The organism is Peptoniphilus gorbachii (assembly GCF_016908115.1).
Classification (GTDB): Bacteria; Bacillota; Clostridia; order Tissierellales; family Peptoniphilaceae; genus Peptoniphilus_A; species Peptoniphilus_A gorbachii.
In genome coordinates, this window is sequence record NZ_JAFBDH010000010.1 from 20,570 (window position 1) to 41,904 (window position 21,335).

General features: G+C 32.0%; 23 protein-coding genes. 12 read left to right on the forward strand and 11 right to left on the reverse strand.

Features of this window, described 5'->3' with window-relative positions; genetic code table 11:
* Positions 1–80 precede the first annotated feature (80 nt).
* A complete protein-coding gene (locus tag JOD41_RS08115; protein ID WP_205052394.1) occupies positions 81–2,522 on the forward strand; it encodes an S-layer homology domain-containing protein in 2,442 nt (813 codons plus the stop codon).
* Between the two features lie 635 nt (positions 2,523–3,157).
* Here the strand turns inward: JOD41_RS08115 and JOD41_RS08120 are convergent.
* A complete protein-coding gene (locus tag JOD41_RS08120) occupies positions 3,158–4,231 on the reverse strand; it encodes a hypothetical protein (protein ID WP_205052395.1) in 1,074 nt (357 codons plus the stop codon).
* A 115-nt stretch (positions 4,232–4,346) separates the two neighbouring features.
* On the opposite strand from JOD41_RS08120, the gene JOD41_RS08125 reads away from it, so the two are divergent.
* From JOD41_RS08125 to JOD41_RS08140, 4 genes are all read left to right on the forward strand, one after another.
* Positions 4,347–4,616, forward strand: a complete 270-nt coding sequence (locus JOD41_RS08125; protein ID WP_156701671.1) for an ACT domain-containing protein — start codon at positions 4,347–4,349, stop codon at positions 4,614–4,616.
* 21 nt (positions 4,617–4,637) lie between these two features.
* On the forward strand, positions 4,638–5,993 hold the full coding sequence (locus tag JOD41_RS08130; RefSeq protein WP_205052396.1) for a PFL family protein: 1,356 nt from the start codon (positions 4,638–4,640) through the stop codon (positions 5,991–5,993).
* Between the two features lie 23 nt (positions 5,994–6,016).
* Positions 6,017–6,475, forward strand: coding sequence for a GAF domain-containing protein (locus JOD41_RS08135; RefSeq protein ID WP_205052397.1), 459 nt, complete (start codon positions 6,017–6,019; stop codon positions 6,473–6,475).
* A gap of 88 nt (positions 6,476–6,563) precedes the next feature.
* Positions 6,564–6,713 carry a hypothetical protein gene (locus JOD41_RS08140; RefSeq protein ID WP_205052398.1) on the forward strand — a complete coding sequence of 50 codons (150 nt, stop codon included), beginning with the start codon at positions 6,564–6,566 and terminating at the stop codon, positions 6,711–6,713.
* A gap of 36 nt (positions 6,714–6,749) precedes the next feature.
* On the opposite strand, the gene JOD41_RS08145 is transcribed toward JOD41_RS08140, so the two are convergent.
* On the reverse strand, positions 6,750–7,289 hold the full coding sequence (locus tag JOD41_RS08145) for a nitroreductase family protein (RefSeq protein WP_205052399.1): 540 nt from the start codon (positions 7,287–7,289) through the stop codon (positions 6,750–6,752).
* A gap of 1 nt (position 7,290) precedes the next feature.
* Positions 7,291–7,980 carry a DUF188 domain-containing protein gene (locus JOD41_RS08150; RefSeq protein WP_205052400.1) on the reverse strand — a complete coding sequence of 230 codons (690 nt, stop codon included), beginning with the start codon at positions 7,978–7,980 and terminating at the stop codon, positions 7,291–7,293.
* A 96-nt stretch (positions 7,981–8,076) separates the two neighbouring features.
* On the opposite strand from JOD41_RS08150, the gene JOD41_RS08155 reads away from it, so the two are divergent.
* The gene (locus tag JOD41_RS08155) at positions 8,077–9,198 is read left to right on the forward strand and encodes an LCP family glycopolymer transferase (protein ID WP_205052401.1); all 1,122 of its coding nucleotides are present in this window, start codon (positions 8,077–8,079) and stop codon (positions 9,196–9,198) included.
* 61 nt (positions 9,199–9,259) lie between these two features.
* On the opposite strand, the gene pepT is transcribed toward JOD41_RS08155, so the two are convergent.
* The 4 genes from pepT to JOD41_RS08175 form a co-directional block, all read right to left on the reverse strand.
* The gene (gene pepT / locus JOD41_RS08160; RefSeq protein WP_205052402.1) at positions 9,260–10,468 is read right to left on the reverse strand and encodes a peptidase T; all 1,209 of its coding nucleotides are present in this window, start codon (positions 10,466–10,468) and stop codon (positions 9,260–9,262) included.
* 76 nt (positions 10,469–10,544) lie between these two features.
* On the reverse strand, positions 10,545–10,967 hold the full coding sequence (locus tag JOD41_RS08165; protein WP_205052403.1) for a PPC domain-containing DNA-binding protein: 423 nt from the start codon (positions 10,965–10,967) through the stop codon (positions 10,545–10,547).
* An 8-nt stretch (positions 10,968–10,975) separates the two neighbouring features.
* Complete coding sequence (locus JOD41_RS08170; protein ID WP_205052404.1) at positions 10,976–11,284, reverse strand: glycine zipper domain-containing protein; 309 nt, start codon at positions 11,282–11,284, stop codon at positions 10,976–10,978.
* A gap of 29 nt (positions 11,285–11,313) precedes the next feature.
* Positions 11,314–11,787, reverse strand: coding sequence for a methylglyoxal synthase (locus JOD41_RS08175; RefSeq protein ID WP_156701698.1), 474 nt, complete (start codon positions 11,785–11,787; stop codon positions 11,314–11,316).
* 116 nt (positions 11,788–11,903) lie between these two features.
* Between JOD41_RS08175 and rpsF the strand changes: the two genes are divergently transcribed.
* From rpsF to JOD41_RS08195, 4 genes are all read left to right on the forward strand, one after another.
* Positions 11,904–12,188 carry a 30S ribosomal protein S6 gene (rpsF, locus tag JOD41_RS08180; protein WP_156701700.1) on the forward strand — a complete coding sequence of 95 codons (285 nt, stop codon included), beginning with the start codon at positions 11,904–11,906 and terminating at the stop codon, positions 12,186–12,188.
* Positions 12,189–12,197: 9 nt separating this feature from the next.
* Positions 12,198–12,737 (forward strand): single-stranded DNA-binding protein, encoded by a 540-nt coding sequence (locus JOD41_RS08185; RefSeq protein ID WP_156701702.1) that lies wholly within the window; start codon positions 12,198–12,200, stop codon positions 12,735–12,737.
* Positions 12,738–12,748: 11 nt separating this feature from the next.
* Complete coding sequence (gene rpsR, locus JOD41_RS08190) at positions 12,749–12,973, forward strand: 30S ribosomal protein S18 (protein ID WP_019108153.1); 225 nt, start codon at positions 12,749–12,751, stop codon at positions 12,971–12,973.
* Between the two features lie 131 nt (positions 12,974–13,104).
* Positions 13,105–14,139, forward strand: a complete 1,035-nt coding sequence (locus tag JOD41_RS08195; RefSeq protein WP_205052405.1) for a copper amine oxidase N-terminal domain-containing protein — start codon at positions 13,105–13,107, stop codon at positions 14,137–14,139.
* A gap of 106 nt (positions 14,140–14,245) precedes the next feature.
* Here JOD41_RS08195 and JOD41_RS09230 read toward each other — a convergent pair whose 3' ends face one another.
* From JOD41_RS09230 to JOD41_RS08215, 4 genes are all read right to left on the reverse strand, one after another.
* Positions 14,246–14,401 carry a hypothetical protein gene (locus tag JOD41_RS09230; protein ID WP_239541169.1) on the reverse strand — a complete coding sequence of 52 codons (156 nt, stop codon included), beginning with the start codon at positions 14,399–14,401 and terminating at the stop codon, positions 14,246–14,248.
* A gap of 120 nt (positions 14,402–14,521) precedes the next feature.
* The gene (locus JOD41_RS08205) at positions 14,522–15,829 is read right to left on the reverse strand and encodes a YjiH family protein (protein ID WP_205052406.1); all 1,308 of its coding nucleotides are present in this window, start codon (positions 15,827–15,829) and stop codon (positions 14,522–14,524) included.
* Between the two features lie 206 nt (positions 15,830–16,035).
* Complete coding sequence (locus JOD41_RS08210; protein ID WP_205052407.1) at positions 16,036–17,760, reverse strand: hypothetical protein; 1,725 nt, start codon at positions 17,758–17,760, stop codon at positions 16,036–16,038.
* An 8-nt stretch (positions 17,761–17,768) separates the two neighbouring features.
* Positions 17,769–18,665, reverse strand: a complete 897-nt coding sequence (locus JOD41_RS08215) for an FUSC family protein (RefSeq protein ID WP_205052408.1) — start codon at positions 18,663–18,665, stop codon at positions 17,769–17,771.
* A gap of 142 nt (positions 18,666–18,807) precedes the next feature.
* Here JOD41_RS08215 and hpf point away from each other — a divergent pair, with 142 nt between their 5' ends.
* Together hpf and JOD41_RS08225 are read left to right on the forward strand one after the other, a co-directional pair.
* Positions 18,808–19,329 (forward strand): ribosome hibernation-promoting factor, HPF/YfiA family, encoded by a 522-nt coding sequence (gene hpf / locus JOD41_RS08220; protein ID WP_205052409.1) that lies wholly within the window; start codon positions 18,808–18,810, stop codon positions 19,327–19,329.
* Between the two features lie 154 nt (positions 19,330–19,483).
* Positions 19,484–21,100 (forward strand): alkaline phosphatase, encoded by a 1,617-nt coding sequence (locus JOD41_RS08225; RefSeq protein ID WP_205052410.1) that lies wholly within the window; start codon positions 19,484–19,486, stop codon positions 21,098–21,100.
* Positions 21,101–21,335 lie beyond the last annotated feature (235 nt).

Here is a 21,335-nt window from a genome sequence, read left to right on the forward strand (position 1 = left end):
TTTAAGAATACATTACAGATTATATTTTTTGACTTTACAATACTGTGAAATAATAATTCTAACTGAAGAGGAGGTATATAATGAAAAGGAGATTCAGTTTATTTTTAGCTATACTAATGTTAGTTTCAGTATTTTCACCATTAGGATTGGGATTTGAAGGTAATGAAATTAGATTTAGTACAAATGTAGTAGAAGCGGCAGAAGATGATGCTCAATTAAATGAAGCAACACCTAAAGAAGAAGTTAATAATGCATCAGATGAAGTGACACCAGATGTAGACAAAGGAACACCTTCTACAGATGTAAAACCAGAAGTAGATCTAAAAGATCAAAATATTATTTTAACAAATGATATATTGACTATAGGAAAAGATGGCACAGAAAGAAACTTCACATGGTATGCAAATACAAAAGAAAAAGGAAAGTTTGAGTTTGCAAAACTAAATGCAGAAAAAGATTTTAAAGGTGCAAAAGTTCTTGATGCAGCAGTTATCGAAAAAACAAATCTTTCAGGATATTCAAGTAATCAAGTAACTTTAGAAGGATTAAAACCAGACACTGAATATATGTATAGATTCTCTAATGGAGATGCAGTTTCTGAAGTTAAAACTTTTAAAACTGGTGGAACAGGAGATTTTAGTTTCTTCGCAGCAGGAGACCCTCAAATAGGGGCTGGTTTTGAAGACGAAGATGAACAAGGTTGGGACAAAACACTAAATCTTTTATCAGAATTAGATTCTAGTGCATCATTCTTACTCTCACTTGGAGATCAAGTAAATATTCCAGACAATGAAAGACAATATGATGCTTACATTAATAGAGATGGATTCAATGGATTAACTCTTGCACCAATAATAGGAAACCATGATTCAGGAAATCATGCTTACACAGAACATTTTAAAGTTCCAAACGTGCAATATGAAGGGACAACAAAGGCGGGAAGCAATTATTATTATGTATATAACAATACACTTTTTATTTGCTTAAATACAAACAAAGCTGATTTTGCTGAACACAAGGCTACAATTGAAAAAGCAATTGCAGATAATCCAAATGTAAAATGGAGAGTAGTGACATTCCACCAACCACCATATACAGTGGCAACACATGCTTTAGATAAAAATGTTTTAAACATTAGAGCAAATTTAGTTCCAATTTTAAAAGAAAATAAAATTGACCTTGTACTAAATGGACACGACCACGTTTATACAAGAACGCATGTAATGGATGGAACAAAACCAATAATTGAATGGAAAAATGGAGAAGAAGGAAAAGCACCGAGTGAATATGTAAATCCAAAGGGAATTATATATGTTACAACAAACTCTGCATCAGGTTCTAAATTTTATGACATAATGCAAGATAAAAAGTTTGAATATTCAGCAGTAAAGAACCAAGAAAAAGTTCCAAATATTTCAAATGTAAAAGTTACAGATAATTCAATTGAAGTTACAACTTATAGAACTAGCGACAAATCTGTTGTAGATAGGTTTAAAATTGTAAAAGAAGATCCAACACCAGTAAAGCCATCAGAAGTTAGAGTTACTTTTAAAGTTGATGAAAATAAAGGAAAATTCTTACCAAATGAAGATGGTGTAATTCTAAATACAAGAGTTCTTCCAATGAATTTTGATGCAACAAAATTAGAGAAAATGGCACCAGAAGTAGAAGGACTTGAAGGATATAAATTTAAAGGTTGGGACAAAGAGTTTGTAGGCGAATTAGACCAAGATTTAACAATAAATGCTATATTTGAAAAAGTAGAAAAAACAGAACCAGAAGAAGATAATTCAGTTGAACCAACTAAACCAACTCCTACTCAACCAGAAAAAGATGACACAAGAGAAGAACCAATAAGACTCTTCCCTAGACATCATGATCGAACAGAAACTCATCCTGTTTATGTATCAAAATCAAGTATATTCACAAAAGAAGATGCATTAAAAAAGGGAAAGGAAATTGCAAATAAAAATTTAGCAAAAAATTCTGGAAAAGCTACTGATATTGATGGACATTGGGCTAAAGATTCAATAAATTACGCACTTGAAAATAATTTAATTGACTTAATAGGAAATGAATTTAAACCAAATAAAAATGCTACAAGAGATACTGTAGTAAAGGCATTGGGAAGATTCAAAAAAATTGATGTGGAAAAATATAAAGGCAAGTCTTTGAAAGATGTTGATGCAAATTCAGAAGAATCTGCTTATGTAAATTGGGCAATCAAAAATGGTATTATAGCAGGCTATGAAGATAATACTTTTGGAGGAGATAGAGAGATAACTCGTGAAGAAATTGCGAGAATACTAAATTTATTTGCTGAAAAATTTGATATAAAAGTAAAGAATCTAGAAGCTCCTAAATTTAAGGATCAAAATAAGGTTTCTGATTGGGCATCAAAAGATGTAAAAGAAGCAACAGAAAAGGGTCTATTAGTTGGACGTGATGATGGAACTTTTGGACCTAAAGATAATTTAACTAGGGCAGAAGTCGCTCAAATGATTGTAAACATGATTAAATAAAATCACAAGTTAAAGTAAATCTCAGTGTAAGAGCTGAGGTTTATTTTTATCCAATTCTTTATTAAAAAACAATAAAAATTCATTGAAAATCATTAAATGAAGTTTTATTTTTAAAATGGGATACGTGATTTTAATAAAAGGTGTTGTTGAAAAAGACCCCTATAAAGATCCCTATATAGAAAAAAGACGAGGAAACATAAAAATCCTCGTCTTTTTTTGATACAATGTATTTATGAAAACCGTTAAAAATACATCATCATTAATTAACTAACTATACACTAGTTAATGATACAATTCAACTAAGATTAAACTTTAATACAGAAATATATATCCAATCTGAGCGTCTATTGTTCCCTGGCTATCATTTGCAAAATATTTTGGATAATATCCTCCATTTTGATAAACTGTAAACACAGATAGTCCTACGTTCTGAATATTATTAATTTTTTCTAATGTCAAAGCCTTTGATTTTGATTCCCCAACATTTCCTTTTTCTTGTAGATTCTTAGGAGTAGGAAAGGTCCTTCCGATGACCTCTGTGTGCCCGAATGGGTATTACTCCCCCTCCTAATAATAAAAATACATATTATTGAATAAAAAAATCCTAGATTTTTATTAATTTTTTTAAATTATTTTTATTCAAAATAATCAATTATAGTTTTAACAGCAATACCAGTGTCCTTGTGATAAACTACTCCCTCACAATAGGTCCAGTTTTCTTTTCCCACTTTCTTTTTTGCCTCTTCGTAATCTTTTTTCTTAACAATTTCAACTGTGCCATCAATGTGTCTTGGTCCATTTTCAATGTAGACTACATCTTTTTCGTAGCCAGGAATTTCTTCAAGCTTGTGGGTGAAGTCCTTTAAGCCCTTTTCTTTTGCGACATAAAATAAATCTTCCATTAAGCTGTCATAAATTTCCTTATTTATATTGGCAAGCAGCAAGTTATCAAAGGTCATCTTATCACCACGAGCCATTTTTTCAATAGAAGGACCATTCTTTGATCCATCTTCTGCCTCTATTTTTTTATCAAAGACAAAATTTTTATCTTCATCTAAAATATATTGAAATTCCATGGGAATAAGATAGCCTGAATCTTGATTAAAGATTCCATCTTTGTAAGAATAATTTGCATTATTAACAGATGCTAGAAAAATTAATTTGCCATCTTCAAAAAAGTCCTTTACTAAATTTGGATAATAAGTTTTGTACTCTCCAGGATTATTCATTGTTTCAACTTGGCGCATTTTATTTGAAAGCAGTAAAGTTAAAGCCTTTTTTCTTAAAGAATTATTTGATTCAATTAATTTTGAATTTTTATCATTAATTTCTTCATTTTCAAAAACCTTATCCTTATATACAGCTGCAAATTTTATTTCTCTACCATCAGATGAAATTATGACATCGCCAGGCTTATTTTCTTTCTTTTCAATTTCCTTATCAGTAAAGTTTGCGCCCTTAAAAATTCTTTCATAGTCATCTAAATTTAAGTCGCCAAGGATTTCTGCGAGAGGAAATTTTTCACTGGACTCTCCAAGATTTTCTCTTGCAATAAGGAGTTTTATCTCTGGATCCTTAACCTCTTCTTTTTTACTTTCTTCAATTTTATTTTTTTCAGCTAGATCTTTACTTGAATTTTCATTTTTGCCGCAAGCAGTGAAAAATAAAATTGCAATTAAAGAAATTATAATAATTTTTATATTTTTCATGATTTCCTCCTTTTTTCTTATAATATAATAAAGCAAAGGGACTTTCAATTACAAAAATATTATTAATGCATTAAATTATGGTATAATAATTGTAATTTTAAATAAGGGGGATGCTATGAAAGCTGTTATAACTGTTATTGGTAGTGACAAAATCGGTATAGTATATGAAGTAGTAAAGAAGATGGTGGAGTTTGACCTAAATATTGTTGATATTACACAAACAATTTTAGACGACTGCTTCACAATGATTGTAATAGTAGATTTAACAAAGATGAATGTTGAATTCCAAGAAGTTGTTGACGCCTACGAAAAACTTGGCGAAGAACTTGATCTTTCTATTAGAGTTCAACATCAAGGTATCTTCGATAAGATGCACCAAATTTAAGGAGCTATTTAAGGAGCTATTATGGATAAAAAAAGAATTTTAGAGACAGTTAGGATGCTTGACCAAGAGAACCTAGACATTAGAACTGTAACTCTTGGCATATCACTTTTAGACTGTATAGACAAAGACGCAGACCTAGCCTGTGAAAAAATTTATAATAAAATTATTAAGTATGGTAAGCACTTAGTAGAATATGCTAATGAAATTGGAAAAAAATATGGAGTAGAAATTGTAAATAAAAGAGTTTCAGTTACACCTATTGCACTTATTGCAGGGGCAACAGATGAAAAGGACTATACAAAATTTGCCAAGGCTCTTGATAAAGCTGCAATAGAAATTGGCGTAGACTTTATCGGTGGTTTTTCTGCCCTAGTTCATGGGGAAATGACTCCAGCTGATGAAATTTTAATAAATTCAATTCCTCGTGCCCTTGCTGAAACAGAAAAAGTTTGCTCATCAGTAAATGTTGGAACTACAAAAAAAGGTTTAAACATGGATGCAGTTAAACTACTTGGCGAAAAAATTCTTGAAACTGCAGAAAATACAAAGGACGCAGATTCCATTGGCTGTGCAAAACTTGTTGTCTTTGCCAATGCAGTAGAAGACAATCCCTTTATGGCAGGAGCCTTTCACGGAGTTGGCATGGGAGATGTAGTCCTTCATGTTGGAGTTTCTGGTCCTGGGGTAGTTAAATATGCTCTAGAAAAAGTTAAGGGCGAAAGTTTTGATGTAGTTTCAGAAACTATTAAGAAGACTGCCTTTAAAATTACAAGACTTGGCGAATTAATCGGCACAGAAGTTGCAAATAAAGTTGGAGTTCCCTTTGGAACAATTGACTTGTCCCTTGCACCAACACCAGCAATTGGAGATTCAGTTGCAAGGATCCTAGAAGAAATTGGCGTAGAATTTGCAGGTGGACATGGAACTACAGCTGCCCTTGCCATGTTAAATGACGCAGTAAAAAAAGGTGGCATCATGGCATCTGATCATGTTGGTGGACTTTCTGGTGCCTTTATACCAGTAAGTGAAGATGAAGGCATGATAGCAGCAGCAAGAAATGGTCACATTGGACTTGATAAACTTGAAGCCATGACTTGCGTATGTTCAGTTGGTCTTGACATGATTGCAATTCCAGGAGACACAAAGGCGTCAACACTTGCTGCAATAATTGCAGACGAAGCCATGATTGGAATTATAAATCAAAAGACAACTGCTGTTAGACTTATTCCAGTAATAGGAAAGGGCGTTGGCGAAGAGGCAACCTTTGGAGGACTACTTGGTTCAGCACCAATTATTCCAGTTCATGAGGGAAGTAGTGAAAGATTTGCTGCAAGAGGAGGATTTATTCCTGCTCCAGTACACAGCTTTAAAAACTAAAAAATCTAAGGGCAAAGCTTACTATGGATAATAAAGAAAGACTTGATTATATGTTGGACTTTGGCAGGGCGACAATAAAAACAGAGTCTGACATGATAGCCATGATGGCAAATATTTCTTCCATAATTTTTAATTCAGTAGAAGATCTTAACTGGGCAGGTTTTTATCTTGTAAGAGAAGATGAACTTGTCCTTGGACCCTTTCAAGGAATGCCTGCTTGCACAAGATTAAGTGAAGAAGGTGTCTGCGTTGCCGCCTGGAAAAATAAAAAAGTTATGAGAGTAAAAAATGTTCACGACTTTCCTGGTCATGTTGCCTGCGACAGTGCATCAAATTCTGAACTCGTTTTGCCTCTTACAGTAAAGGGAAAAGTCATAGGAGTTTTGGATTTAGATTCACCAAAAATAGGTCGCTTTAGAGAGCTAGAAGAAGAAAAATTTATAGAGCTTGTAAGGGCTATGGAAGATGAGTTAAATAAATAAAAATTAAGAGGTAGAGAAATTTACCTCTAATTTTTTGCAAAAAATACTCATGAAATTTAAATTAAAAAAATTAAAAGGGAGATAAGTTGTGAAATACCTTACAGCATCAAATATTATTTTATTTCTTGGAATTTTTATATTTGCAAGTTTTATCCTGGAAAAAGATAGTAAAAAGAAAAAATATTTGGGAATACTCTTAATAATTTTAGGCTGCATCTTAAAATTTTTGAAATTTTAAAATAAAAAACTAGGTCCTTAAACCTAGTTTTTTTACTTAATCTGAAATTATTTTATATAAGGCGTCAGATGTTTTTCTTTTTTTCTCGCGCAATTCATCATTTTTTGCGTAGCCAATAGCTATTACAAGTCTTATCTTGCTCTTTGTCTTTAAAAACTTTTGCAATTTTTCTTCGTCAAACCAACCGATTATGCAAGTTGATAGTCCAAGGCTTGTGGCTTCTGCTGTAAAGTAGGCAGCAGATATTCCTATGTCAATGGATTTGTAGTCTTGATTTTTTACGCTTGATCCAATTTTTGCAGACAAGTTGTAATTTTCTTCTGTTACAATGGCAAAGGCAGCTGCGTCCTTGGTAAAGGAGTTCATCTTGCCAAGTTGAAAATATTTTGAAAGGTTTTTTGCTTCGTCGCCATGAACAAGATAATAGTAATAAGGTTGTGCATTGCAAGCTGATGGTGCAAGCTTCATTGTTTCAAGGCAGGCCTCAATTTTTTCTATTTCAACTTCTCTTTCTGGGTCAAAATCTCTACATGACTCTCTTTTTTTCGCTAATTCTTTAAATTCATTAAAATCCATATTATCCCTCTAAAAATTCATCTAAGTTTCCATCAAAAAAGTAAAATTTGTCGTCTCGCATAAGTGCAGGCACGCCAACATTACCTTTTTCTACAATTTCGTCAAAGTCTTCGGAAAGGTCTCTTTCCTTTAAAAATCTCTTCAAGTTTGCCATTGACTCCGTTATGTCTACAATTTCGCAGTCCAAATTTTTCTCTTTTACTTCTGCAATTGCAGGTGGACAGTCTGGGCAAAGACTTGAAACAAAAAGTGTAAGCATTTTATTTTCCTCCAAAAATTTTTCTAGGGTCTTATAAAAATCATAATCGGCACTGACATCTCTCTTTGCAATATTAAAATAAACTTGTCTCTCTCTCATTTTTTTATTGAAGTGACGGCTCTCTAGCATGGCAACTATGTTGTCATCATCAATGAAGTTACCCTGGAAGTCCATAACCCTTGCATTTTTTGAAAGTCCAAGAGAAGATAGACCCTTGTCATTTGTTATTACGAGGTCTCCACTTTTTGCGTGATTTGCAATATAAATATCGGCTGCTTCCTTGGATATGTCGACGCTAATTACTTCACCATATATTGAGGAGAAGTCTTGGCTATAATTTTTTACCATTAATAGTTTTGTACCATACTTTTGACATAGCTTTTCAGTTATTTCACGGACTGGTGAACCGTCTGCATCTAATAATATTTTCATATTTATATTTTACCCAAAGTAAATTTACTATATCAGCTAAGTAAAAAGTATTGAAAATTTAGGACTTTTTATATAGACTTAGTTTAGGAGGTTAATATGAAATATATTTACAGAATATTTGTATTCCTTACAGTTATACTCCTCCTTGGAGCACTGGGACTTACATTTATGTTCATGCCAAGGGGAAAAAAATTAGATGAAAATAAAAGTTTTATAAATAAAGAAGAAGTAGCAGAACCTGAAAAAATTACTGTCTTTAACGATGATGAGGACATCGTAAATATTTTATTAATTGGACTTGATTCAAGTGCCGTAACTTATGAAAAGGACGAAGATTCCAAAAGAGCCGACACTATTATGCTCTTATCCATTGATCCAAAATACGACAGAGTGAGACTTTTATCTATCCCAAGAGATACATACTATAAATTAAAGGGCTATGACAATTATAGGATGAATGCAGCTTATGCTCGCGGAGGAATTGATTTACAAGTTTCAAGTGTTGAGGATTTTTTGGGACTTAAAATTGACCATTATGTAACTGTCAATTATGATGCAGTTAAGGAGCTTGTAGATGCAATAGGTGGAGTGGAAGTTTACACACCAGAATATAAGTACACAGACCCTTCAACTATACCGCCACTTGAAATTAATTTTGAAGAAGGACTTCACTTATTAGATGGAGAAGATGCAGTTAAGTATCTTAGAATTAGAAAAATTTACAAGGACCAAGACCTTGATAGGATTAAGGCACAACAAGATTTTATCATGAAAATTTTTGACAAGATGAAGTCACCTAAAATGCTTTTAAAACTTCCAAAACTTGTTTCTATTGCCAATAAACATGTTGAGACAGATATGAATTATGGTCAGCTTTCCTATCTTGCCTACTATGGTGTAACTCTTGACAAGGAAAATATTGGCATGAAAACTGTTGAAGGAACTACTAAAAAGGGATCGCCTTTATATTTTGTCAATAAAGATAGTGCAACTTATGAGGCCCATGAACTTAAAAGACTTAGAGATAATGAATCTGAAGCAAGTGGCGAGGACTTAAAATATACTGAAGAAGAATTAAAAAATATGACAGAAGAAGAAAGGGCAGCTCTCGAACAAAAAATTAGAGACAAAGAGCTTAGAGAGAAATTAAAAGAAGAAGCTGTTAAAGAAGAAAATTCTACTTCTTCTAATAAAAATGTTATTAATGATGAAAATTAAATAGTGAAAATTAAATTAAAAAGACCATCATTTTTTGTGATGGTCTTTCTTAATGTGATTCTTATTCAGCTAATAGCTTTATAATATTTTTTACAACTTCCTTTGACTTCTTCATTTGGTCAAGGCTAACAAGTTCATATCTTCCATGATAGTTGTAGCCACCTGTGAAGATATTTGGAGTTGGAAGACCCATAAAAGATAATTTTGAGCCATCTGTTCCACCTCTTACTGGGCCAATTTTTGGAGTTACGCCAGATTTTTCAAAGGCTTTTTTTGCAAGCTCAATTATTTCAATGTGGTTTTCTAAAACTTCTCTCATATTATAATATTGGTCTTTTATTTCAAGTTTTATGCGGTTGTCGTATTTTTTATTTAAGAAATCTGCAATCTCCTCAAATAATTTTTTCATGTCTTCAAACTTTTCCCTTGAGTGATTTCTTATGATATAGGACATTTTTGTAAATTCAACAGAGCCTTCCATGTTAAGAAGAAGGGAAAAACCCTCATAGCCTTCAGTGTATTCAGGTCTTTCATTTTCTGGAAGCATTGAATTAAATTCCATGGCAATTAGCTGAGAATTTACCATTGTGTCCTTGGCAGAACCAGGATGCACATTTTTTCCTTGGATTTCAATTTTTGCTGAAGCTGCGTTAAAGGTTTCGTATTCAAGCTCGCCAAGAGGTCCGCCGTCAACAGTAAAGGCAAAATCTGCCCCAAATTTTTTCACATCAAACTTATCTGCTCCTCGTCCGATTTCTTCGTCTGGTGTAAAGGCAATTTTTATGTCGCCAAATCTTGCATCCTTATCCTTTAAAAGTTCTTCCACGGCAGAAATAATAATTGCAATGCCTGCCTTGTCGTCTGCACCAAGAAGGGTAGTTCCGTCAGTTGTTATGATTGTTTCTCCTTTTAAATCTTTTAAAAAGGGAAAGTCGGAGACAGAAGTTGTGAAGTCATCATTTAATTTTATGTCGCAGCCATTATAATTTTCAATGACCCTTGCCTTTACATTTTTTCCACTCATGTCGGGAGCAGTATCCATGTGGGCAATAAAACCTACAGTCTTCTTGGCTTTAACATTACCAGGAATTTTCCCATAGACATAACCATTTTCGTCAATCTCTGAATCAATGCCAAGGGACCTTAACTCCTCCACTAAAAAATTTCCAAGCTTTAACTGTTTATCTGTTGATGGACAAGTTTTAGAAGCTTCGTCACTACTTGTCTCAAAGGAAACATAATTTAAAAATCTATCTAAAATATTTGTCATAAAAAACCTCCAATGAATTTATTTTATCAAAAAAATTAAAAAAAATAAAAGCGACAAAAAAGTCGCCTTTAAAAAATTAATCAAATTTATAAATATTTATCCCAGTGTAGTCGTCCTTTTGTCTTTTTACAGTGCCATCAATTACGTTAATTGTAAGTTCGCAAGTTACACTAATTTTAGCAGATTTTAAATGGCCGCCATAAACTTTTCCTTCAGAATCAGATGTTGAAATGTGAAGATGTGGATAGTATTCGCCATCTAGGGTTGTTATACTTCCAATTATAGATAAAATTTCAAATTCACCCTTGAAATTTTTTTCCTTATAATCTCTTTTTGCCAGGCTAAAAAGTCCAATAGTGAAGTCATCAGTTGCACCAATGCCATAAATGCTTGCAAGTTTAATATTTTCCTTTAAAGCAATTTCTTTTAATTTTTCTTGAACTTCTTCAGTTCTGTCAATTCTTGCTATAATTTTGTCCCCAAATCTTTTATAATCCATACTTCCTCCTATTTTTTTATGTTCATGCCAATAAACATACCTAGTATCATGCCAAATATCATTCCTACTTCTATCCTATTATTAAAAAGAAGACCAAAGGAAGATCCAAGGCTCATTCCAATTGCTATTCCTTCAGCAATATAATTTTTATCTTCATCACTGTCGTCAATATTTTCTTTTTTTTCTAAATCTTCAAAATTTTCTTCATTATTATTTTTTCTATTCTTAATATCTTGTAACTTTCCCATAACAAAACAAAAGACAAGAGCAATTAAAGATATAGCTAAAAGAATTCGCAATATTTTAAAAATATCCATAAATAAATTTTACCAAAATTTTTAAATAATTAATCAAAATCATTATTTGAAATTCTTTTTTCTACAGAATATTCATTGTCTAAAATTTCCACATCGTAATCTTCATTAAACATTGGCGAAGACAAAATATAGTCGCCAGTAGTAGGAGAAGTTGCCATGGCAATATTATATAAAGTTGAAATTCTAAGTAATGCTTTCACATCTGGATCGTGAGGTTGAGCTTCAAGAGGATCCCAGAAAAAAATTAAAATATCAATTTTTGAATCAGAAATTTTTGCACCAAGCTGCAAATCGCCACCTAGTGGACCAGAAACAAGCCTCTTGACATCAAGAGAAGTTTCACGAGAAATAAGAGCAGCAGTAGTCCCTGTTCCAATAAAATTGTGTCCCCTTAGCTTTTCTTCGTGCTTTTTAACCCAATCTAGTAATTCTTTTTTCTTGTGATCATGTGCCACAAGAGCAATGTTTTTCTTTTTCTTCACTTCAATTTTTTTTACTTGCATAATTACCTCAATTTTTAAAAAATCTTGACTAAGTGCTTTCTTTAATATATAATATCAAAGATTGTAATCCTTGCATAGTTTTTTAACTATGCCGTAGACCATGAGGAGGTGAAAGTATGAACAAATACGAAGCGGTGATTATGTTTTATCCTGAAGTGGAAGAAGAAAAAAGAAATGCTTCTTTCGACAGACTTAAAAAGGTAATCGAAAAAGACGGTAAAATTAATAACGTTGATGAATGGGGCATGAAAAAATTAGCTTACGAAATCGACTACAAAAAAGAAGCTTATTATATTTTCGTTGAATTCGAAACAAAACCAGAAGACATTGCTGAAATCAACAGAGTCGCAAAGATTATGGACCCAGTTATGAGACAAATGATTATAAAAGTTGAAGACTAAGGAGTTTTTATGAATTGTGTTAGTTTAATAGGAAGACTAGTAAGAGATCCAGAACTTCGTTATGCGCAAAATGGCACAGCTATGTGTAGCTTTTCGATTGCTGTAGACAGAAGAATGTCAAAGCAAAAGAGACAAGAAGCTCAGGCTAATAACCAACCAACAGCAGATTTTATTCGCTGCGTTGCCTTTGGTCAAACAGCTGAACTTATTGCAAATTATCATAGAAAAGGAAGTCAAATTGGAGTAGAAGGTAGAATCCAAACAGGAAGCTACGAAAAAGAAGGAAGAACTATTTATACAACAGATGTATATGTAAATAGTTTAACTTTCATAGGTTCAAGCCAAGGACAAAATCAAGGGGGCTTTAACCAAAACCAAGGCGGCTTTAATCAAAATAATTTCCAAAATCAAAACCAAGCTGGGTTTAACCAAGGCGGCTTTAACAATGACCAACCAGTAAATTCTGCTTACGGAAATGATTTTTCAAATAAAAATAACGACGACGAAGATGGATTTTTCCCTGTTGATAATGACGATATTCCATTTTAAGGAGGGTAAAAATGCAAAGAAGATTTGGCAGAAGGAAAAAAGTAGATCCTTTTGAAAAAGATAAAACTAAAAAAATTGACTATAAAGATGTTGATATGCTAAGAAATTATATTTCTGACCGTGGAAAAATTCTTCCAAGAAGAATCACTGGTTTAACTGCAAAACATCAAAGAGAAATGACAGTTGCTATTAAAAGAGCAAGACAAATTGCACTTATTCCATATAGCGCTGACTAATTAGACTTAAACTGCTGGCTTAACCCAGCAGTTTTTTTGCTTTTCTTTTGTATTTTTATACCCACTCATATATAATTGCTTTAAAGAGTTACATAGTAAAAGATTTTAGCTTAATTTATTTAGGAGGATTTATGAAAAAGAAATTTATTTTGGGAGCGTCCATACTAGCTCTTGCTATACCAAGTCTTGTTTTTGCAAATTCTGATATTAGGCTTTGGGTTAAGGGCAAAATTGTAAATTCTGATGTGGCGCCCTATATTTCTGAGGATAGAACCATGGTACCTATAAGGGTTATTTCAGAAAATTTGGGAAAGGTCGTTACTTGGAATAATGATGATAAAAAAGTTACCATCAAGGATGAAAAGGGCAATGAGTTTTCTCTTGTGATTAATGAAAAATTTATGGAAGATATTTCCAGCAATGTATATAGAAAGATAGAGCTTGATACGCCAGCTGTAATTAAAAATGACAGGACCTTTGTGCCTATAAGGGCAATTGCCGAGGCCTTTGGCGAAAGGGTTCATTGGGATAATGACAAGAGAGTGGTTGTAATTGGCGATAATTATGATTCTAAGAAAATAAAAAATGATGAGATAGAAAAGACAGAAGATCCTCTAGGTCTTGACTACCTTTACAAGAAGGACATGGCAGGAAAATCTGATGAAGAAAAGGCAATTTATGAAAATAAAATGAGAAATATGCCTTCAAAAGTTTTTAAGGGCAGAAAAAATGGTGAAGTTGAGGCTTGTCTTGCTTGGTTATCCTTTGCCAAGGCTGGAGAATTTTTTGAAGCTGACTTAAATAAAAATCCTTTTTTAAATCCTAATAAGGATGGACTCGACATAGGTCTAACTGAAAGAGGAGAATCCATGTCTAGCTTCGATGACTACGAAAAGGATGAGAAATACACAAGAGAAATCATGGGTGTAAGTTCTGGTCCTTCAATGGCAATGCTCGAACATTTTGATTATTATTTAAATTTTGATGGCACTTTTAATTATTTTAGGCTTCCTCTTCACTATCAAGGCAATGCTCCAGAAATGTTAAAAGAAGTTAAGGAAATTGTCTCTAAGCCAAAGAGGGTAAAATTTATTAAGGCTGATAAAAAGGATATTGAAAAGCTTTTAAGGATTTTGGGAGGAATGTCTTATAATCCCTATAAATAAAAATTAAGGCTAGCTTGTGCTAGTCTTTTTTGTTTTGCCTTTTATAAAGAAATACAAATTATAGCCAATCAGAAAGCCAATCAACTGCCTATCCCAGAAGTCGAACTTATAATATTTTATTTTTATAAATTCTAAAATAATAATAAGAAGGCTCAATATATAAATATTTTATCTTATATAATTTTTCTTTTTCTAATTTGTAGCCATATAAAAATTCAAGAATTATGTAGGCTATTGATTTTATAAAAAATGAAAAATTCATATTATCACCAAATTTATTGTAACAAGTCCTTGTAAAATTAGCGTAAAAAAGCCAGGCGAATGAAGCGAACCTGGCTTTTAAAATTATTAAATTGTCTATAAAAATTCTAATGATTTTTTATTATCTAAAGAATAGATAAAGTATTGGCATAGTGATTACTATACTTAAAATTACTCTTTCAATCCAAATTATAATATAATCTGAGAATTTTAGAGGTATTTCTGTTCCCATCATTACTGGAATTGATGCTGAGAAGAATAGGATTTCTGATACAGAAACTACTGCTACTAACATTTTTGCAATTAGTCCTAGTCCTGCATTTGCTACAACTGGTGCTGGTAAAAGCATTTCTGCAATACTCATGCCAAGTGCTTGTGCAACCATAAGTGGTTGTTCAACTCTAGTAATTAGTGTGAATGGATAGAAGATGTAGCCGATTATGTGAAATATTGGTGTGTATTCTGCAAGCAATAGTCCAATCATACCTACACCAAGAAGTGATGGTGCAATGTTAAGTGCCATTTTAAATCCATCAATAAAGTTATCTTTTATTACGCTACCTAAAGATCCAGAGTGCTTGAAGCCATACATTCCTGCGTCTAGAGCATTAGAGAAAGTAACTTTTTTCTTTTCTTCAGGAACATATTCTTTTCCAGAATAATATTCTTGAGCTTTTTTATTTAATGGGAAAATTCTTGCTGTAATTGCTGTTACTAAAAATGTAACAAAAAGGGTAATCCAGAAGTAGGCTAGCCAGTAGTCTAACAAGTCCAAAGTTTTTGCAACTATAATCATAAATGTTGCAGAAACTGTTGAGAAACCTGTTGCTATTATGGCTGCTTCCTTTTTAGTGTAAGTATCTTCTAAATAAACTCTATTTGTAATTAAAAGTGCTAATGAATAAGATCCTACAAAGGATGCAACGGCATCTACTGCTGATCTACCAGGAGTTTTAAATACAGGTCTCATCACTGGTTCCATAAATATTCCAATAAATTCCATAAGTCCAAAACCTGTCAAGAAGGCAAGGAAAACTGAACCTATTGGCACAATTGTTGTAACAGATACCATGATTCCGTTCCAAATAAGTGGAAGCATATCTCCATCAAATATTCTTGCGGGACCCTTATTTGTCAAATACATAAATACAAAAATTAGAGAAACAAGTTTAATTGCAAAGAATACTGAATGTAATTTACTTTTTTGCCAAGATTTTGTTTTAATTGCATAAGCAATACCAGCAAGGACCATGAAAACTCCAAAGACTAAATTATAATTTGGAATTTTTTTCACAAGGCTTGTGATGTGGTCAATTGGTATACTCTTGGTACCAGCAATTGTTATAGGCACAAAGAACATAAATATTCCAAAAAGTGCGTAAAAAATAAATAGTACAATATCTGACGACTTAAATTTTTTCTTTTCCATAATATCCTCCTTAGTTGTTATTAATATACTACGGTTAAGCTTTATTATAACATAGCATTATCAGATAAAATAAAAGTTGACTAAAGTTTCAACTCATTTTTTTTAAAATTGATTTTTATATATTTAGTTTTTATTTCTGTGTAAAATTTAAATTTAACTTGCATAAAAAAAGAGCCTGCCAAGGCAAGCTCAAAATTTTAATTTTTTTATTTGAAGTCAACTTTTATAATGTTATCTAAATTTGTTCTTTCTGTAGTGTAATAATTATATATGTCCCCGCCAAATTTTGTGAGTTTGATTTCACTTTTATCATCTCTATAATCTAAAAGATCAAGGTCCTTTAATATGTTTAAAAGGGCTAAATCTTCACTGTTAAAATTTTCATTTTTTAAAGAATTATTATCTCTTAGTTTTTTAAAAATTCCTATGACAAAATCTCTATATTTTTCATAATTTTTTTCAAAGGCAGATTTTATAAAATTTTTATTGGTAAGGACTTCTATCCAAAGGGAGAGCTTTGTCGCTTCATCGAAAACTTGATAATTTTCTGCATAGTCTGTGAGATAAAGTTCTTCAGGCTTATCTTTTTGTGTAATTAAGGTCAAATATTTTTTTACAGTGAAGTTTAAATAAAGTTCTATTAGTGGGAAGTGTTTATTCTTATAACTTTTAACATCACTTATTGCTTTAAGATTAATGGATTTTGCAAATTTAGCTAACATTGATGGAGAAAGATCTCCAGATTTTAAAAGATTTACATAATTCATGTCTAAAAATGTGAGGAAGTTGTCAAAATTTTCTACAAAAGTATTGCCAAAGACAGATTTTTTATTTTCAAGAAGTATTTTTATTATATTGTCGTCGTAATAAAATCCGCTTTCACTATTTTGCAAGAGGTCTAGATAATAAAAGATGTTTTCTTTTATATCATTTAAGTCCTTTAAAATATTTTTGACATCGCGACCCATAGTTAATAGTTTTCCATAAAAAATAATTAAAAAGTCTAGAGAATTTGACAAGTCTTCACGATTTAAAAAATCGCCAGATTCACAAAAGTCTTTAAATATTTTTTTGTAGTCTAAATCATAATCCTTAAAGGTTTTTTCTTCTAGAAATAGGAAATTTGAGTAAATTCTAGAAAATAAGTCAATAAAAAATCCCATTATAAATTCAGGATCAGCCTTTGGGAATATTTTCTTGAAGAGCTCATAGTTTTGCACCACCAAAAAATCTTCTTCATAAAATTTATTTAAGAGATCTTCAAGTTCACTCATCTCTTCAGTTTTATCGAAATCTATGTCTCCAAAATTTTTTTTGTTTATGGATTCAATGCTCACACCTAAAATAGAGATAATATTTAAAAATTCTCTCTTTAAAAAGTTTTTATCCATTTTAAAAGGTCCATAATTTTCTTCTAGGTGTTGGAAGAGATTGTCTATATTTTCAGAAAGAGTAAAGAATAATTCCTCGTCCATTATTTGGATAACTTGAAGTAAGGCTTTTTTATCTTCATGTTGAAAGACTCTATAAAGTCCAAATTCGTCTCTTGTGATATCTATATTTGTGTAATTATAAACTTCAATGTATTCATCTAAGAGTACATCGTAAAAAAGATAATTATCTTCCTTCTTTTCGATTCTAAATAGGGAGACATAGGAGTCCCTTAAAATTTTTATAATGTAGTCAAAGTTTTCATGAGGAACTTCAATTTCTTGTAGCATGCTTTTTAAAACTTTTAGGGCACTAGCTTCATACTCCTTTAAGTCAAAGAGCATAAAGGCTGCTAGCTCGTCATTATCTCTTACCATGACATAGGGATTTTCTGTTATGGGAGAAAATTCAATTGCCTTTAAAAATTTTTCAAAGCCAATAGTTGACTCTTTCAAGAGTTTTTTTCCAATTTCATAAATTTCTCCTGTGCTTAATTTCATTTTTTCACCTAAATTTCTTCAACTAATTCCTTTAGTTCATCCATGTATTTAAAAATGTATTCGATGTGATAATTGTATACAGCTTCTACTTCGTTTAAATTTTTAGAAAAGGGCTCATCTAATTCATAGCGCTTGTTGGCTTCATTTGAAACTTTTTCACTTAAATAATTTGCATTCATATTATTTATTACAGCTAATCTTACAGATATACTTTCAAGTAGAAAGAGAATTGTTGTCTCTTTATCCAGTGAATGGCCGTGGTGGAAAGGGGTTTTTACTTCCTTTTTCAAAAGTTTATAAAGCGTATTTGCATTAGCTAAATTTTCATTAAAATCATTTAAATTTGCTCTCTTGTCATAAATTATTTCTCTCAAGACTCTATTTGCAGAGTTGTAGGATTTTATTGAAACTGAAATAAAATCTTCCCAGATATTGGGAGAGGATATATAGTAATTTACAAGTACGCCAACAAGGACACCTATGACTGTTCCCAAGATCCTATTAAAGGCATAGACAACTTTGTCAGAGTCTGAACAAAAACTTGCAACGAAAACTATGCAGGAAAGTTGTGTCATGTCACGCATTTTTAAAATTGCAAGTATATAAATAATTATCAAAACTCCAAGCCCTGCAATTAAGGGTTCAAGTAAGAGGGGGAGGGAAATTTTTGAAGCAAGATAGCCAATTATTACACCAATTACTGCAGTAAAAAGTCTCTTCTTCATATCATCTAGGGATTCTGACATGGATGGCTTCATGGAAGAAACTGCAGCAATGGCAACAAAAATTTGTGAATTTAATTTAAAAAAATCTGAAATAAAAAGTCCAATTACAACAGCAAGAGCTGTCTTAATTGCACGCATGCCAATTCTGTATTTGTAATCAAATTTATTTTTTATTGCCATGTAATCACCCAATCTATTTTTATATTGTAGGATAATTATATCAATAATAAATATAAAAGTACATTTTCATAATTTACTGGAGTCCTGATATAATTTGTAAAAATTGGGTAAATAATTAACAAAGAAAAGGAGAGTGACATTTATGTTATTGAACTTTGTTGGAAAAAACATTGAACTTACAGAATCTTTAAAGAATGTGGCAGAAAAAAAATTCTCCAAATTGGATAAATACTTTTCTGAAGAAGCTGAAGCAAGGGTTGTATTCTCTACTGTAAGAGAAGAACAAACTGTGGAAGTTACAATATTTTTACCAAAGACAATTATTAGAGCAGAAGAAACTACAGACGATATGTACTCTTCAATGGATAACGCTGTGGATGCACTTGCTAGACAAATTAGAAAACACAAAACTAGATTAAAGAGAAGATACCAAAACAACGAAACAATTAGATTTGATGAAATTGTTGAAAAAGAAAAGGAAGAAACAGAAAAGAAAATCGTAAAGAGAAAAAATTTCGAATTAAGTCCTATGAATGAAGAAGAAGCAATTCTTCAAATGGAACTTTTAAATCACAATTTCTTCGTATTTTTAGATGCAGATACTGAAGCTGTTTCTATTGTCTACAAGAGAAAAGATGGAAATTACGGAAAAATTGAAGTATAAAATAAATTATAAAGGACGCCTAGGCGTCCTTTTTTTGTGGAATTTTTTAATAAATTTAGAAAAAATTTTTCATAAAATAAATTTTACATGTCATAAATATTAATTTTACATTTTTTTGTTAGATTAGATTTAATGAAAAGCCTAGGAGGAATAAATGAAAAGTTTTAAAAAAGTTTTGGCGGTAACACTTGCAGTAGCAACTCTTGCACCAAGTTTTGCCTTTGCTGAAAAGAAAGATTATGGCAGCGCCAAAAATGTAATTATGATGATACCTGATGGCATGAGTGTTGAGGCTTTAACTACAGCAAGATGGATGACAAAGGACAAAAAATTTGTAATGGATGATTTGGCAACAGGTCTTGTTAGAACAAATAATTCCAACACACCTATTGCAGACTCTGCTCCAGCAGGAACAGCTATGGCAGCAGGTATTAAGACTGAATCACCCTTCGTTGGATGTTATCCGACTAAGAGCGGCATGCCAGGTTCACTTGAAATTGAAAAAGATAGAGCAAAACAACCTATAGCAAATGTACTTGAAGGAGCTAAGAGAAGTGGAAGATCCACAGGAATTGTATCAACTTCAAATATTCAACACGCAACACCAGCAGATTTTTCTGCCCACAATCCTGACAGAAATAATTATGAAGATCTTGGCGAACAACAAGTTTATCAAGATATGGATCTTGTATTAGGAGCAGGCAGCACTTATTTAAGTAAGGAAACTAGAAAAGACAAAGAAGATCTTATTTCTGAAATTAAAAATAAGGGTTATGATTATGTAACTACTAAAAAGGCAATGGAAGATTCAAAGGGCGACAAAGTTTGGGGACTATTTGAAGATAAATCCTTCCCTTATGAAATAGATAGAGATAAAGTAAATAAACCTTCTCTTGCAGAAATGACTGACAAGGCACTAAATGTGCTTTCAAAAAATGATAAGGGATTTTTCCTAATGGTAGAAGGTTCAGAAGTTGACTGGGCAGCTCACGCAAATGATCCAGTTGCACTTGTTCACGAAATAAAAGCCTTTGACGATGCTGTAAAAGTTGCAAAGGACTTTGCTGATTCACACAAGGACACAGTAATTGTCATAGCAGCAGACCACGGAACTGGCGGAATAACTTTTGGACACAGAAATATTTCCCATGCCTATGATAAAGTACCTCTTGACGAATTTACAAAGTTAATTTCATCAGCAAAAATTTCTGTAACTAAAGCAGCCGAAGAAGTTAAAGAAGATAAATCAAATGTAAAAGATGTAATGGCAAAAGATTTTGGTATAAAAGATTTAACTGAAGAAGAAATGAACTTAATAAAAAGTGAAAAAGATATAGTTTCAGCAATGGGAAGAATCATCTCTGCAAGAAGCCACATTACATGGACAACTGGCGGACATGTTGGCGGAGATATAGGACTTTACTCTTACTCAACAGCAGAAAAAGCAGAAAGACTAATTGGAACAGTTCACAATTATGAAATTGGAAGATACATGGAAGATATTCTTGACATAAATCTAGACAAATTAACAGAAGAACTTTATCAACCAATTAGAAAGGGCTTCGAAGATAAGGGAGCTAAAGTTGAATTTAAAAAGAAGGGCGAAAATGATTACGAAGTCATGGTAACAAAGGGCGATGACAAAATTATTTTCCCAGTATCAAAGAATTACGCAATTAAAAATGGCGAAAAAGTTGAACTAGACGGACTTACAATTTACAGCACAAGAGCCGTATATGTACCACAAAGTGCCTTTGATTTAGTAAAATAACAAAAAAATAATAAATCCTAATATTTGAAAATCCTAATTATATTTCAAATCCAATAAAAAACTGCGGCTAACTAGTGATATGTACCCTCTTTACTGGACAAACCAGTAAGGAGGGTATTTTTTATGAAATATAGTTATGCATTTAAAAAAGAATGTGTACAGTTGTATAGAGAAGGTATATGGCCTGATACACCTGAAGGGACCAAAGAAAAAAACTTTCATGATTCAATTAGAA

Excerpts from the sequence above, each read along its gene's own strand:
- JOD41_RS08195 (WP_205052405.1), top strand. The coding sequence starts at position 13,105 with ATGAAAAAGAAATTTATTTTGGGAGCGTCCATACTAGCTCTTGCTATA.
- JOD41_RS08135 (WP_205052397.1), top strand. The coding sequence starts at position 6,017 with ATGGATAATAAAGAAAGACTTGATTATATGTTGGACTTTGGCAGGGCG.
- JOD41_RS08210 (WP_205052407.1), bottom strand. The coding sequence starts at position 17,760 with ATGAAATTAAGCACAGGAGAAATTTATGAAATTGGAAAAAAACTCTTG.
- JOD41_RS08155 (WP_205052401.1), top strand. The coding sequence starts at position 8,077 with ATGAAATATATTTACAGAATATTTGTATTCCTTACAGTTATACTCCTC.
- JOD41_RS08115 (WP_205052394.1), top strand. The coding sequence starts at position 81 with ATGAAAAGGAGATTCAGTTTATTTTTAGCTATACTAATGTTAGTTTCA.
- JOD41_RS08170 (WP_205052404.1), bottom strand. The coding sequence starts at position 11,284 with ATGGATATTTTTAAAATATTGCGAATTCTTTTAGCTATATCTTTAATT.
- JOD41_RS08145 (WP_205052399.1), bottom strand. The coding sequence starts at position 7,289 with ATGGATTTTAATGAATTTAAAGAATTAGCGAAAAAAAGAGAGTCATGT.
- hpf (WP_205052409.1), top strand. The coding sequence starts at position 18,808 with ATGTTATTGAACTTTGTTGGAAAAAACATTGAACTTACAGAATCTTTA.
- rpsR (WP_019108153.1), top strand. The coding sequence starts at position 12,749 with ATGCAAAGAAGATTTGGCAGAAGGAAAAAAGTAGATCCTTTTGAAAAA.
- JOD41_RS08125 (WP_156701671.1), top strand. The coding sequence starts at position 4,347 with ATGAAAGCTGTTATAACTGTTATTGGTAGTGACAAAATCGGTATAGTA.
- JOD41_RS08225 (WP_205052410.1), top strand. The coding sequence starts at position 19,484 with ATGAAAAGTTTTAAAAAAGTTTTGGCGGTAACACTTGCAGTAGCAACT.
- JOD41_RS08165 (WP_205052403.1), bottom strand. The coding sequence starts at position 10,967 with ATGGATTATAAAAGATTTGGGGACAAAATTATAGCAAGAATTGACAGA.
- JOD41_RS08185 (WP_156701702.1), top strand. The coding sequence starts at position 12,198 with ATGAATTGTGTTAGTTTAATAGGAAGACTAGTAAGAGATCCAGAACTT.
- JOD41_RS08205 (WP_205052406.1), bottom strand. The coding sequence starts at position 15,829 with ATGGAAAAGAAAAAATTTAAGTCGTCAGATATTGTACTATTTATTTTT.
- JOD41_RS09230 (WP_239541169.1), bottom strand. The coding sequence starts at position 14,401 with ATGAATTTTTCATTTTTTATAAAATCAATAGCCTACATAATTCTTGAA.
- JOD41_RS08130 (WP_205052396.1), top strand. The coding sequence starts at position 4,638 with ATGGATAAAAAAAGAATTTTAGAGACAGTTAGGATGCTTGACCAAGAG.
- JOD41_RS08150 (WP_205052400.1), bottom strand. The coding sequence starts at position 7,980 with ATGAAAATATTATTAGATGCAGACGGTTCACCAGTCCGTGAAATAACT.
- pepT (WP_205052402.1), bottom strand. The coding sequence starts at position 10,468 with ATGACAAATATTTTAGATAGATTTTTAAATTATGTTTCCTTTGAGACA.
- JOD41_RS08120 (WP_205052395.1), bottom strand. The coding sequence starts at position 4,231 with ATGAAAAATATAAAAATTATTATAATTTCTTTAATTGCAATTTTATTT.
- JOD41_RS08215 (WP_205052408.1), bottom strand. The coding sequence starts at position 18,665 with ATGGCAATAAAAAATAAATTTGATTACAAATACAGAATTGGCATGCGT.
- rpsF (WP_156701700.1), top strand. The coding sequence starts at position 11,904 with ATGAACAAATACGAAGCGGTGATTATGTTTTATCCTGAAGTGGAAGAA.
- JOD41_RS08175 (WP_156701698.1), bottom strand. The coding sequence starts at position 11,787 with ATGCAAGTAAAAAAAATTGAAGTGAAGAAAAAGAAAAACATTGCTCTT.